11 protein-coding genes are annotated in these 13,581 nt (G+C 40.3%); all 11 read left to right on the top strand.

Annotation, left to right across the window (positions count from 1 at the left end; all coding sequences use genetic code 11):
• Positions 1 to 11 precede the first annotated feature (11 nt).
• The 11 genes from IGJ14_RS10810 to IGJ14_RS10760 all read left to right on the top strand — a co-directional run bounded on the left by IGJ14_RS10810 (position 12) and on the right by IGJ14_RS10760 (position 13,072).
• Positions 12 to 725 (top strand): class A sortase, encoded by a 714-nt coding sequence (locus IGJ14_RS10810; RefSeq protein WP_019722475.1) that lies wholly within the window; start codon positions 12 to 14, stop codon positions 723 to 725.
• 357 nt (positions 726 to 1,082) lie between these two features.
• Positions 1,083 to 1,931, top strand: coding sequence for a BglG family transcription antiterminator LicT (gene licT / locus IGJ14_RS10805; RefSeq protein ID WP_195475736.1), 849 nt, complete (start codon positions 1,083 to 1,085; stop codon positions 1,929 to 1,931).
• A 118-nt stretch (positions 1,932 to 2,049) separates the two neighbouring features.
• Positions 2,050 to 3,921 carry a beta-glucoside-specific PTS transporter subunit IIABC gene (locus IGJ14_RS10800; protein ID WP_065096503.1) on the top strand — a complete coding sequence of 624 codons (1,872 nt, stop codon included), beginning with the start codon at positions 2,050 to 2,052 and terminating at the stop codon, positions 3,919 to 3,921.
• Positions 3,922 to 3,937: 16 nt separating this feature from the next.
• Positions 3,938 to 5,383, top strand: a complete 1,446-nt coding sequence (locus tag IGJ14_RS10795) for a glycoside hydrolase family 1 protein (protein WP_104775898.1) — start codon at positions 3,938 to 3,940, stop codon at positions 5,381 to 5,383.
• 289 nt (positions 5,384 to 5,672) lie between these two features.
• On the top strand, positions 5,673 to 6,374 hold the full coding sequence (locus tag IGJ14_RS10790) for a GntR family transcriptional regulator (protein ID WP_010734698.1): 702 nt from the start codon (positions 5,673 to 5,675) through the stop codon (positions 6,372 to 6,374).
• A 279-nt stretch (positions 6,375 to 6,653) separates the two neighbouring features.
• Positions 6,654 to 7,988 carry a PTS sugar transporter subunit IIC gene (locus IGJ14_RS10785; RefSeq protein WP_071867193.1) on the top strand — a complete coding sequence of 445 codons (1,335 nt, stop codon included), beginning with the start codon at positions 6,654 to 6,656 and terminating at the stop codon, positions 7,986 to 7,988.
• A 24-nt stretch (positions 7,989 to 8,012) separates the two neighbouring features.
• Positions 8,013 to 9,101, top strand: coding sequence for a DUF871 domain-containing protein (locus tag IGJ14_RS10780; protein WP_195273268.1), 1,089 nt, complete (start codon positions 8,013 to 8,015; stop codon positions 9,099 to 9,101).
• A 9-nt stretch (positions 9,102 to 9,110) separates the two neighbouring features.
• Positions 9,111 to 10,223, top strand: coding sequence for an amidohydrolase/deacetylase family metallohydrolase (locus tag IGJ14_RS10775; protein ID WP_195273267.1), 1,113 nt, complete (start codon positions 9,111 to 9,113; stop codon positions 10,221 to 10,223).
• Positions 10,207 to 11,307, top strand: coding sequence for a DgaE family pyridoxal phosphate-dependent ammonia lyase (locus IGJ14_RS10770; RefSeq protein WP_335884519.1), 1,101 nt, complete (start codon positions 10,207 to 10,209; stop codon positions 11,305 to 11,307). The genes IGJ14_RS10775 and IGJ14_RS10770 overlap by 17 nt, the downstream gene beginning before the upstream one ends.
• Before the next feature lie 5 nt (positions 11,308 to 11,312).
• Entirely contained in the window at positions 11,313 to 12,062 is a 750-nt protein-coding gene (gene dagF, locus IGJ14_RS10765; protein WP_195273265.1) for a 2-dehydro-3-deoxy-phosphogluconate aldolase, read from the top strand.
• Positions 12,063 to 12,064: 2 nt separating this feature from the next.
• A complete protein-coding gene (locus tag IGJ14_RS10760) occupies positions 12,065 to 13,072 on the top strand; it encodes a sugar kinase (RefSeq protein WP_195273264.1) in 1,008 nt (335 codons plus the stop codon).
• The last annotated feature ends 509 nt before the right edge of the window (positions 13,073 to 13,581 follow it).

Raw genomic sequence — 13,581 nt, 5'->3', positions numbered from 1 at the left:
GTGGAAGATACATGAAAAAAAAAGGAAGAGTCAAAAAGTGGCTGGTCAATTTCCTATTGTTTCTACTATTATTAGTAGGATTAGCCTTGATCTTTAATGAACAGATCAAAGATTTTTTTGTTAAAAATACAGGAGATGCGTACGCTATTTCTAATGTGACTCGTGATGATATTGTCAAAAATAATCAAAAAGAGGCAAACTTTGACTTTGATTCAGTTGAATCAATGAGTTCAGAAGCGGTGTTAAGAGCCCAATTGAATCGACCAGATCTGCCAGTCATCGGGAGTATCGCTGTTCCATCCGTTTCGATCAATTTGCCGATTTTTAGAGGGTTAGATAATGCAAACTTATTGTACGGTGCCGGAACATTAGACCCAGATCAAGAAATGGGGAAAGGTAACTATGCCTTAGCAAGTCACCGTGCCAACAATCCGGAATTACTTTTTACTCCGTTAGAAAATCTAAACTTAGGGGATAAAATCTATATCGTCGATTTGGAAAACGTCTACACGTACAAAGCGACATTCAAAGAAAAAGTCGACCCTTCAGCAACAGAATTATTGAACATCGAAGAAGGAAAAGAATTGATCACCTTGATCACTTGTGGTGATATGGATGCCATTACACGCCTAGTCGTCCAAGGAGAACTCGAAAGTATCACACCAATGAAAGAAGCCACCCAAGAAATGAAAAACGCCTTTGACATGCCAACGAGAACGTTTTAGAAGAGGTTGTGAAAAAGCCGTCCTGATATGAGTAGTATGATAGAACAAAACTTTTCATATTCTGATCAGCAACATTACAATAGAGAAAAAAGGATAGAAATGACTCGTTCATTTTTATCCTTTTTTCGGTATTCTAATCGCATGTATATTGGATTCAGTGTTATAAGATGCTAAAAGTTATTCTCTTTTTCAAAAAATAAATACTATGAAAAGGGTTGCATAACAAACGTAATAGTGGTATAGTAAACATAGTTAATCGATGGATTGTTACTGTTCGGCAGGCAAAACCAGAATTCAGCTAGTACTTACGGGCGGATTCTAGGTTTTTTTTATTTTTTAGTTGGGAGGGCGATGTAGATGGTCATAGAAAAAGTCTTGAATAATAATGTCGTCATTTCGAAAAATGAATTAGGCGAAGAAATCATCTGCATGGGAAAAGGCATTGCTTTTCAAAAAAAATCCGGCGATATGATTCCTAATGAATCGATCCAAAAAGAATTTGTGCTAAAAGATTCTTTTACTACGCATCAGTTCCAACAATTGATGGCAGATGTCCCATTAGAAGAGGTCGAGCTGGTGAAGCAGATCGTGGATCTCGCCGAAGAACAACTAAACATCCAATTATCGCCAAACATCTATTTGACACTGACCGATCATATCCATTATGCGATCAGTCGAGCAAAAGAAAACATCGAATTACCGAATCCTTTATTATTTGAAACAAAAAAGTTTTATCCTAAAGAATATCGAGCAGCCAAACAAGCCCTTCAACTTGTTGAAGAAAAGCTCGGTGTGACTTTACCAATGGATGAAGCAGGCTTCATAGCCTTTCATTTCGTCAATAGTGAACAAGGAAATGGCGACATGCAAGTAACGATGGCGGCAACGAAAATGGTGCGAGATATCCTAAGTATCATCAGTAAATTTTTCGGCATCGCCTTTGACGAAGATTCCTTGAATTATCAACGGATCATCACACATTTACAATTTTTCACACAACGATACTTAAAAGATGAAGCTTCGGATGAAAAAGATGAATTTCTTTATGCACTTGTCCAAGGAAAGTATCCTAAAGCGTTTCGCTGTGTGGAACGGATCAATGAGTACCTTGTACAAACGCAACAAAAAGAGATGGGACCAGGGGAGCAAATCTACCTGACGATCCACATCCAACGTGTAGTAACTGAAAAACAAACCCAATCATAAGGATTGTTACTGGATCAAGCAGGCAAAACCTAGATTGAAAATATGGACACGTCTTATCACGTGACCGTTTTTTCAATCTAGGTTTTTTATTTTTATCAAAAAGAAAGAAGGAAAGAATATGGATAATCAAGCAGTAGGACGGAGAGTCTGGGAAGCCGTAGGTGGAGAAAAAAATGTCAATAGTTTAGTACATTGTGCGACAAGATTACGTTTCAAATTGAAAGATGAATCGCTTGCCGACACACAGAAATTAAAAAATGATCCAGATGTCATCCAAGTCGTTCAAAGTGGCGGACAATACCAAGTCGTGATCGGCAGTAATGTGTCTGATGTCTATCAAGCAATTGTGGATGAACAAGGCTTGGGCGAAGGGGCAAGTTCAGAAAGTGAGGATACAAGTAAAAATCCTTTGAATCGCTTGATCGATATTATTTCAAGTATTTTCACCCCGTTCTTAGGTGCTATGGCAGCTGCTGGGATATTGAAAGGTTTCTTATCACTGGCGACAGTTCTCGGTTGGTTGGCAGCAGATAGTGGTACTTACCAAATCTTGTTTGCAGCAGCAGATGGAGTCTTTACTTTCCTACCAGTGATGTTGGCCTTTACAGCCGCAAAGAAATTCAAGACCAATCAATTTTTGTCCGTAGCAATCGCGATGGCATTAGTTTATCCAACAATCACGCAATTAGCAGGATCAGGTGTTGCAGTTGATTTCTTTGGTCTTCCAGTGATCTTATCTCAATCAGGCTATACTTCTTCTGTTATTCCAATCATCTTAGCGGTTTGGGTACAAAGTAAGTTTGAGCCACTTGTGAAGAAAGTTATTCCACAATTTTTACAAATGATTTTTGTGCCAATGATCGTCTTGTTGGTCATGGTGCCTTTGACTTTCTTAGTATTAGGGCCAATTGGAACCGTTATCGGTAATGCCTTAGGTGGGTTGTTCAATTCGATTTATAGCTTTAGTCCATTAGTTGCTGGGGTCATCATGGGTAGCATGTGGCAAGTATTAGTGATGTTTGGGATGCACTGGGGCTTTGTGCCAATCATCTTCTTGAATATCGAACAATATGGCTTTGATGTTTTGATGCCAATGCTTTTACCAGCAATTTTGGCACAAGGTGGTGCAGCATTAGGTGTGGCTTTACGTACGAAAGATTCAAAATTACGCTCATTAGGGATCTCTTCAATGATCACTTCGTTCTTTGGAATCACTGAACCGACTGTTTACGGTGTGACTTTACCTTTGAAAAAACCATTTATCGTTGCCTGCATTTCCGGTGGGATCGGTGGAGGAATCATCGGGTTTGCTGGCGTAAAAGCATTCTCTAGTGGTTTGATCAGTTTACTGACCATCCCAACATTTATTAGTACCGATCCAGCGCTTGAATCAAGTGTAACTATGGCGATCATCGGTACAGCAGTTGCTTTTGTTCTTGGGTTTGTCGGTACTTACTTGATTGGTTTTGATGAAGAAGTTCAAGATGAAAAATTAGAAGCAACAGAAACAACCACAGGGGATACGATCAGCACAGCACGTCACAATTTGAAAAGTCCATTGACTGGAAAAGTCTTACCACTGACAGAAGTACCAGATAAAGTCTTCTCTTCTGGGGCAATGGGAAAAGGGATTGCGATCGATCCTGAGAAGGGGGAATTAGTTGCTCCGGCAGATGGCGAAATCACGACGATTTTCCCAACAGGTCATGCAGTAGGTTTGACAACCACAGATGGTGTAGAGATTTTGATGCATATCGGGATGGATACTGTCGAATTGAATGGTGAAGGATTTGCAACATTTGTCAAACAAGGAGACAAAGTAAAAGCAGGGGACTTGCTTGTCCGCTTTGATATTGAGAAAATAAAAGCAGCAGGCTATAGCGTGATCACCCCTGTGGTCGTAACGAATACCGATCATTTTGCAGATGTGTTAGAACTTGATCAACAAGAAATTATTGCTAATGAAGATTTTCTGGCAATTGTAAAATAAAAGGAGGAAAACAAACATGACAGCACGATTCAAAAAAGACTTTTTATGGGGTGGCGCAACAGCCGCCAATCAATTAGAAGGTGCTTTCGACCGCGATGGGAAAGGCTTATCTGTCGCCGATGCAATGCCTGGTGGTAAACAACGTTTTGCAATCATCGGGAGTGAAGAATTTGATTGGACGATCGATGAGGAGAAATACCTTTATCCGAATCATCGTGGAATCGAACATTACGATCACTTCAAAGAAGATATTGCTTTATTTGCAGAAATGGGCTTTAAAAGTTATCGTTTCTCCATTGCTTGGACACGAATTTTCCCTCAAGGTGATGAGCAAACACCAAATGAAGCGGGCTTAGCTTTTTATGATGAACTGATCGATACGTGCTTGAGCTATGATATCGAGCCAGTCATTACGATTTCTCATTATGAAATGCCATTACATTTAGCAAAAGAATACGGTGGTTGGAAAAATCGTCAGTTGATTGAGTTTTATGAACGTTTTGCTCGCACCGTGTTAGAACGTTACAGCAGCAAAGTGAAATATTGGATGACGTTCAATGAAATCAATTCAGCTTTCCATTTCCCAGCATTGAGTCAAGGATTGGTCAAAAGCAATGGCGCAAGTGACTACCAAAATATTTTCCAAGCATGGCATAATCAGTTTGTCGCTAGCAGTAAAGCGGTGAAGATCGCACATGAGTTGCGTTCGGATATCCAAGTAGGCTGTATGATAATTTATGCAACGACCTATAGTATTGATGCAAATCCGATCAATCAAGTGGCTACATTGATCCAAAATCAAGAGTTCAACTTCTTCTGTACAGATGTGCAAGTTCGTGGCGAATATCCAGCCTATACAGCACGTACGTATAAGAAATATGGAGTTGACGCCGCAAAACTAGAACAAACAGAAGAAGATTTCCAATTATTAAAAGAGTATCCAGTGGATTATATCGGGTTTAGTTACTATATGTCATCAGCTATCGATGAAACCAATCCAGATGCCGATACATCGAATGGAAACCTACTAGGCGGCGTGAAGAATCCATTCCTTGAAGCAAGTGAGTGGGGCTGGCAAATCGACCCAGAAGGATTGCGCGTGGCGTTGAATGAATTATATAACCGCTATGAAAAACCACTGTTTATTGTTGAAAATGGCTTGGGTGCGATCGATAAAGTGGAAGAAGATGGCTCAATCAATGATGATTATCGTATCGATTACTTGCGTCGTCATATCGAAGCAATGGCTGAGGCAGTTGCTGATGGGGTCGATTTGATGGGCTACACACCATGGGGCTGTATCGATTTAGTTAGTGCATCTACAGGGGAAATGAGTAAACGCTATGGATTTATTTATGTCGACCTTGATGATGAAGGAAATGGGACGTTAGCACGTACCAAGAAAAAATCTTTTGACTGGTACAAGGCAGTCATTAAAACGAACGGTGAAGAATTAGGATAAATAACGACTGGGCCATTTTTATAGAAAGGCCTTTCACCACAAAAGTCCTTACAAATTTAATGATTGTTTGAAATTTCTGATAAAATTCTCCTTGTTTTTATAATCGGCAATTATGTTATTAAAACAAGGATATAACAAAGGTACGAAAAAAGTAGGGTAATAAGCTTAGACGTTTTGTTATGTCTAAGCTTATTATTTGTACATAGGTAGACCAATTATCAATATTTCTATTCTTTTTTTTGTTTATTTATGTTATTCTTTTACTAACATAAAGGTGAAAGGTGAAGCTATGAAAAGAACGCGTGTATTATATTTAGAAGTAGCAGACAAGATCAAAGAGGATATTTTTTCAGGAAAGTATCCGGTGGGGAGTATGTTACCAACTGAAAATGAGTTAGAAGAATTGTTCCAAGTGAGTAAAATCACTGTGCGAAAAGCCATCGAGTTATTAGCTACAGATGAATATGTCGAAAAGAAAAGTGGTCGGGGAACGACAGTATTAAGCAATCGTCCTTACAATCGTTTATCTAAAGCCGAAAGTTTTACTCAGATCTTAAAAGATTCCCAATATGAGGTTCGCAAAGAAACGATTGGTTTAGAAAAAATCAGTATCAAAAAAGATCATCCATTATATTCGATGTTTGGTTCAGCTGCGGTATGCTTCAAGCGTTTGTACTATTTAAATGACCAACCATATATCTATTTTGTTCACTATTTACCAAAAGACATGAATAAAATGAAACAAAAAGAATTTGATAAAGAATCTTTGTACCGATTGCTCACACAGAATAATCACATTATCGACTCTTTTTCAGATGACTTTTCTGCCACGTTTTTAACAGATGAAGAAAAAGCACTATTAAAGACGACTTCAGAAATCGGGATCAAGCGTGTACGTCGATCAACGACGGAAGATCGAGAAGTGGTCGAGTATTCAGAGGCAATTTATCATACGGATCTACATCCTTATCATATCAACTACGAAACATAGATAATCGCAATGAGGTCGGGGCAGAAGTGTGTAACCTCGAGAAATAAGGCGTCATCCATGAAAATTGTTCTTCAAATTTTTGTGGATGGCGCCTTGTTTCTCGAAGAGGTTACTTCTGTTCCCGCCGTTTATTTCGGTTTCAGGAGGTGGGAGAGGCCGATTGTCTCAGTCTCTTTTTGTCAGAATAATCATATATTTTAATGAAAATGTTTACATTATATCATTAATATGTTATCTTTTATTTAAACATTATAATGTTTAAATAAGGGGGAGTAACAAATGGATAAATTTGTAGGGTTGATCGAACAAAAAATCATGCCTGTTGCGAATCGGATTGGTACACAGCGTCACATGACAGCGATTCGAAAAGGAATCATTGCGACAATGCCATTAACGATCGTTGGTTCATTTTTTACGATATTATTGAACATCCCGATTGCGTCGGTCGCAGCAGTCATTGAACCATATCGGGCAATTTTAGATATCCCATTTCGATATACAGTGGGGATCTTAGCTTTATATGCCACATTTGGGATTGCCTCTTCATTAGCAAAGAGCTATCGTTTAGATTCATTAACTGCCGGTATTTTAGCTTTGATGTCCTTTCTGATCGTAGCTGCGCCACCAACTCAAGTGTTGGAAGATCTTGAAGGGATAACCGCTGGACGCTATATCAATATTGCAAATCTTGGTTCAGGTTCTTTATTTGGGGCAATCGTAACAGCGATTTTGACTGTAGAGATCTATCGTTTCTTTATTGAAAAGAAAATCACGATAAAAATGCCAGATGGTGTGCCGCCAGAAGTGACGAATTCTTTTGTCGCATTGATCCCAGGAGCAGTGATCTTGATTTTCTTTTGGGTCATCCGTCATTTGCTTGGCTTTGACTTGAATGGTTTCTTGAGTCAATTGTTGATGCCACTTAAAGGCGTGTTAGCAGGGAACAGTTTATTTGGTGGACTACTTACGGTTTTCTTGATTTGTTTCTTCTGGGTATTAGGGATTCATGGACCAGCTATCATGGGACCGGTGATTCGTCCGTTTTGGGACATCTCGATTGCTGAAAATATCGACGCATTCAATGCAGGAACCAATGCACATGATATGCCAAATATCTTTACAGAACAATTTTTACAATGGTTTGTCTGGATCGGTGGGGCAGGTACGACCCTTGCATTAGTCGTACTGTTCATGTTTTCCAAATCCAAGTATCTGAAAAGCTTAGGACGTTTGTCGATCCTTCCCGGTTTATTCAATATCAATGAACCAATGATTTTTGGGGCACCGATCGTCATGAACCCAGTATTAGGCATCCCATTTATTGTCGCACCCTTAGTAACGACAACGATTTCTTATGTCCTTACGGTAAGTGGTTTAGTGCCAATGATGGTCGCACGGTTGCCTTTCGCGATACCAGCGCCATTTGCGGCTTGGATGAGTACCAATTGGAGTGTCGCTGCGGGTGTCTTAGTCGTGTTCAACTTCTTTATCACTTTGGCGATCTATTATCCATTCTTCAAAGTATTTGAGAAACAACAGCTGGCACAGGAGAAAGAAGAAGAACAAGCAGAACAAGCCTCTGTCCAGATCACCGATGGTATCACAAACGAGTAAATAGAAAAGAAAGCAGGCGTTAATATGAAACGTTCACTAGGAATCTCTCTTTACCCTGATCATAGCGATCCCCAAGAAGATCGTGCGTATCTTGAAATGGCACACAAATACGGGTTTACTCGAATTTTTATGAGCATGTTAGAAGTGACTGAGGAAACAGAACAAGTCAAACAGAAATTTCAACAATTGATCGAATATGCTGCATCACTTGGCTTTGAAACGATTTTAGATGTCGCACCATCGATTTTCGAACAGTTGAATATTTCATATGATGACATGAGTTTCTTTCATGAACTAGGTGCAGATGGGATTCGTTTAGATTTAGGCTTTGATGGCAGAAAAGAAGCGCTACTGACTTACAATCCTTACCAGTTAGCGATTGAATTGAATATGAGTAATGATGTGGCCTATTTAGAAAATATTTTGAGCCACCAAGCGAATACCCCGTTTTTATACGGGTGTCATAATTTTTATCCTCAAGCAGGAACTGGACTTCCTTATGAATTTTTTGAAACGTGCAGTCGCCGATTTAAACGCCAAGGCATCCGTACTGCCGCTTTTATTACCTCTCAAACGGGAACAATCGGCCCTTGGGATGTAAACGATGGCTTACCAACATTGGAAATGCATCGCCAGTTAGGTGTCGTTCCAGCGGCTAAACATTTATTTGCGACTAATCTTATCGATGATGTCATTATCGGCAATGCGTATGCTTCAGAAGAAGAGTTGCAAGCGTTAGGTGCAGTTGATCGATACCAAACTGTTTTTGCTATTGAGTTTCTTCCTCAGACCCATGAAGTCGAACGAGGAATCGTTTTGAACGAACAACACGTTCGCAGAGGAGATATCACGTCGCAAGTGATCCGTTCAACAGAAGTGAGAAAAACGTATCAAGCAGATGCTAATCCTCCTCATGACAATGAAGAAACGTATCAAGTGGGTGATGTCGTCATTGGAAATGATTCCTTGGGGAAATACAAGAATGAGTTACAGATCGTCTTAACGCCACATCACGATCCAAGAAAAAATAAAGTAGGTGCCATTGTGGCGGATGAACAACTGCTACTATCCTTCGTCCACCCTTGGTCAAAATTCAAATTTATAGAAAAGTAGGCGTTTGTCATGTTTGATTTAATTATAAGAAATGGCAAGGAGTTAGGTAAAGACCCTGTTGATATCGGTGTGAAGAACGGCAAGATCGCTTTGATCAGTAAGCACATCGAAGAATCTGGGAAAAAAGAACTGGTACTTTCAGATGAACAGTATCTCTCCGCAGGGTGGATCGATGATCATGTCCATTGTTTTGAAGAAATGACATTATATTACGACTATCCCGATGAAATCGGTGTGGATAAAGGGGTAACCACGGTCATTGATGCTGGAACGACAGGTGCGGAGAACATCCATACATTTTATGAACATGCAAAGCAAGCAAAGACAAATGTTTTTGCTTTATTGAATATTTCAAAATGGGGGATTGTGGAACAAGATGAGTTGGCAGATTTATCAAAAATCCAAACAGATCTGGTTCATCAAAAACTAACAGAATTGCCTGATTTTATTGTAGGGCTAAAAGCTCGGATGAGTAAAACAGTCGTGGGTAAAAATGGGATTACGCCTTTAAAGTTAGCAAAAGAAATCCAAAAGCAAAATGCTGGATTACCATTAATGGTCCATATCGGTTCTGCGCCTCCACGTTTAGATGAAATTTTAGCGCATATGGGAAAGAATGATGTGATGACCCATTGCTTCAATGGAAAGCCTAATGGCATCATTGATCCAGCGACCAATGAAATCAAATCCTTCGTCAAAAAAGCCATTGCTGATGGTGTGGTGTTCGACATCGGACATGGGACTGATAGTTTCAATTTTGATGTGGCAGAAACTGCGCTCCATGCGGGAATCAAAGCCGATTCGATCAGCACAGATATCTATATCAGAAATCGTAAAAATGGTCCGGTATATGATTTAGCAACGACTATGGAGAAACTCTACGTTGTCGGTTATTCTTGGCAAGAAATCCTTGAAAAAGTGACCAGCGCACCAGCGAGACAGTTCAACCTAGCGACAAAAGGCAACATCAAAGAAGGCTTTGATGCAGACTTTACGATTTATAATTTTCTCGATCAAGAAAAACAATTGACGGATTCGAATGGCAATACACGAACGACCACACAGCAAATTATCCCTGTAAGCGTTATTATTGGAGGTGTCAGTTATGACTGTGAATCATGAGAAATTTGGCTTGAATGAAGTGATCAATGCTTCTGGTCGAATGACGATCTTAGGCGTGTCCACTTTGAGCGAATCGGTGTTAGAAGCCCAGCGTTTTGGGGGCGAACATTTTTTTGAAATGGCTGAATTGATGAAGAAAACCGGTGCATACTTGGCAAAACAATTAGAAGTAGACGATGTTCAAATCGTTTCTTCCGCATCTGCTGGAATCGCTCAATCCGTTGCTGCGGTGATTGGTCAAGGATCGATGTACCATGTGCATCACCCATATGACGAAACGATCAAACGCAGAGAAATCATCTTACCCAAAGGCCACAATGTCGATTACGGTGTGCCAGTGGAACTAATGATCCAACAAGGTGGCGGGCGTGTCATTGAGGCAGGGTATGCCAACCAATGCACGCCTGACCATATCGAGGCGATGATCACCGAGCAAACAGCAGGTATTTTGTACATCAAAAGTCATCATACCGTACAGAAAAGTATGTTGGATGTGGCAGAAGCGGTAAAAGTGGCTAATCACTACGAACTGCCTTTGATCGTTGATGCAGCAGCCGAAGAAGACTTACTGAAATATACCGCATTAGGCGCTGATCTAGTGATCTATTCAGGTGCCAAAGCGATTGAAGGTCCAAGTGCAGGGATGGTGATTGGTAAAGATCCGTTCGTTTCTTGGGTTCGTCTGCAATCACAAGGCATTGGTCGATCGATGAAGATCGGCAAAGAAAATGTTTTAGGCTTTGTCCAAGCAGTCGACGATTATTTGATACACGGTAGTGAATCAGGTGAATCGATGAAAAAAAGAGTTCAGCCATTTGTCGAAGCACTGGAAAAGTTGCCAGGTATCAAGGCTAAAGTCGTCCAAGATCCAGCTGGGCGAGAAATCTATCGTGCCAGCATCCAAGTCATTACAGGCTCTGCCAGGACGATCATCGAGCAGCTAAAAGCAAAAGCCCCAGTCATTTATACCAGAGAGTACCAAGCGAACAATGGGATCATTGAGTTTGATATTCGCTCAGTGACGCAAAAAGAGATGGAACAGATCATCCAACGTTTAAATGAAATCTTACAACCAAAGGAGTAATCATGATGTCATTGACCCCAAATTATCTTGAAGATAGAATCTGTTTGAATGTGCTAGCCAATTCTGTCGAAAATGCAAAAGAATGTTATGAAGCAGCCGAAGGGCATATCCTACTAGGTGTTTTATCCAAAAATTATCCGAGTGATGATGCAGCTATCACAGACATGAAAAAATACCAAGAAGCAACAAATAATGCCTTATCGATCGGCTTAGGTGCCGGCGATCCAAGGCAAAGCCAGATGGTGACTCGCTTGGCGAAAGTATTACAACCGCAACATGTCAACCAAGTTTTCACAGGTGTTGGCGCTTCTCGTGCGGTCTTAGGACAGTCAGACACGATCGTCAATGGTTTAGTTTCTCCAACTGGAAAAGAAGGATACGTCAATCTTGCCACTGGTCCTTTAAGTAGCCAAGGCCCTGCTGCGATGGTACCGATCGAAACAGCCATTCGTTTGTTACAAGATATGGGCGGAAGCTCGATCAAATATTTTCCAATGAAGGGATTGGCGCATAAGAAAGAATATGAAGCTGTTGCAGCAGCTTGTGCAGCGTTTGATTTTTATTTAGAGCCAACAGGTGGAATCGATTTGACGAATGTTGAAGAAATCGTTCAGATCGCATTAGATGCAGGAGTCAAAAAAATCATCCCCCACGTCTATAGTTCGATCATTGATCCAGAGACAGGTGACACTCGACCACAGGAAGTCCGTCAGTTGTTGGAGATGATGAAAAAATTAGTGAAAACAGGTGAGTGACCATGAAAATCGGTGCATTTGGTGAAGTGATGTTGAGGCTGACACCTCCTGAATATCTGATGTTGGAACAAACGCACACTTTGCGTATGGCTTATACTGGAACAGGTGTGAATCTAGTTGGTAATCTAGCACATTTTGGAGTGGAAAGTTACTTGTTGACGGCATTACCAGCCAATCGTTTAGGAGATGCAGCGTTAGCTAATTTGAAGAGTTTAGGCATCAATACCTCCTATGTCATTCAAAAAGAACAACATATCGGTACTTATTTTGCTGAGATGGGCTATGGGATCAGACCAACAGAAATTACCTATCAAAATCGTAAAAACAGTTCTTTTGGCTTAGCTACAGTGGCTGATTATGCCATCGAGGACTTTATCGAAACAGTTGATTTAGTCCACATCTGTGGCATCAGTTTGAGTTTGAATGAGCATTCAGCGGAAGTGGCACTTGCTGTAGCAAAAACAGCGCATAGGAAAGGAAAAAAAGTTTGTTTTGATTTTAATTTTCGTCCGAGTCTAAACCAAGAGCCAGATAAAAAAAGAGTGATGAAGGAACGTTATCAAGAAATACTGCCCTATTGCACGGTCATCTTTGGTTCTGTTCGTGATTTGTCTGAATTATTAGAGAGGCCGATCGACCTTTCCAGTCCTTCTGCCAAGATTCGTTCGTTCCAAGAATTTTTAAGTGATTACCAAATTGACTGGTTTGCTGGTACGACACGGCAATCAACCAGTGAAAAGAAACAACTAAGTGGTTATCTGATGACTTCGACAGAATGGATCGAAACAGAAGCGTATCCACTGGATAGTTTAGATCGTATCGGAGCAGGTGATGCCTTTGCTGCGGGGATTTTATTAGGCTATAGTGAGGATTGGTCATTGGATCGAACCGTTCAATTTGCATTAGGTAATTCACGCTTAGCCCACACGATCCAAGGGGATGTGCCACTGACGACCAGAAAGCAAGTGGACCAATTATTGACGCATCCAACGATTGATTTAAATCGATAAAATAAGTTATACAAAAAAATGGGCGAAAAATGGTACAGTTTTTCGTAGCTTTTCAGATTCGCTTGACTCTCTATCTGGGAATCAGTATCATAAATGGCAGATAGAAACAGTCAAATAAAAAAGGCCCCCCAATTTTTAGTGGCAGCTAAAAATTGAGGGCTTGAGTAGTCAACGCATTGACCAATCAAGTTTGCCATAGTCAATGGAAACCATCGACCGAGTTCATTGTATCGAATCTTAAAAGAGATTGCTAGCTTTTTTGTCGATTAAATGAATAAAATGTATGGGCTTTTATTTACTGTGCCAAAAAGAGGAGGGACAATCGCCCTCTTCTTTTTTTGTCCAACACGTATACCCAAGGACGATTGATCAGAAGTAAGATCGAAAGAATAAGTAATGATCCACAACATCGTTTATCGCTTTTTCCGAACTCTTATCAATGATCAAGGCAAGTCATGCGTACTGACCTCAGCCATGCTTTGACTGTTTTCTATCTTCTAACGGATCAG

This window comes from Enterococcus sp. DIV1304_2 (genome assembly GCF_050555445.1).
GTDB classification, from domain to species: domain Bacteria; phylum Bacillota; class Bacilli; order Lactobacillales; family Enterococcaceae; genus Enterococcus_B; species Enterococcus_B pernyi.
Note: the sequence above shows the minus strand (reverse complement) of the source record. Positions and strands in the feature narration are given on the sequence as shown.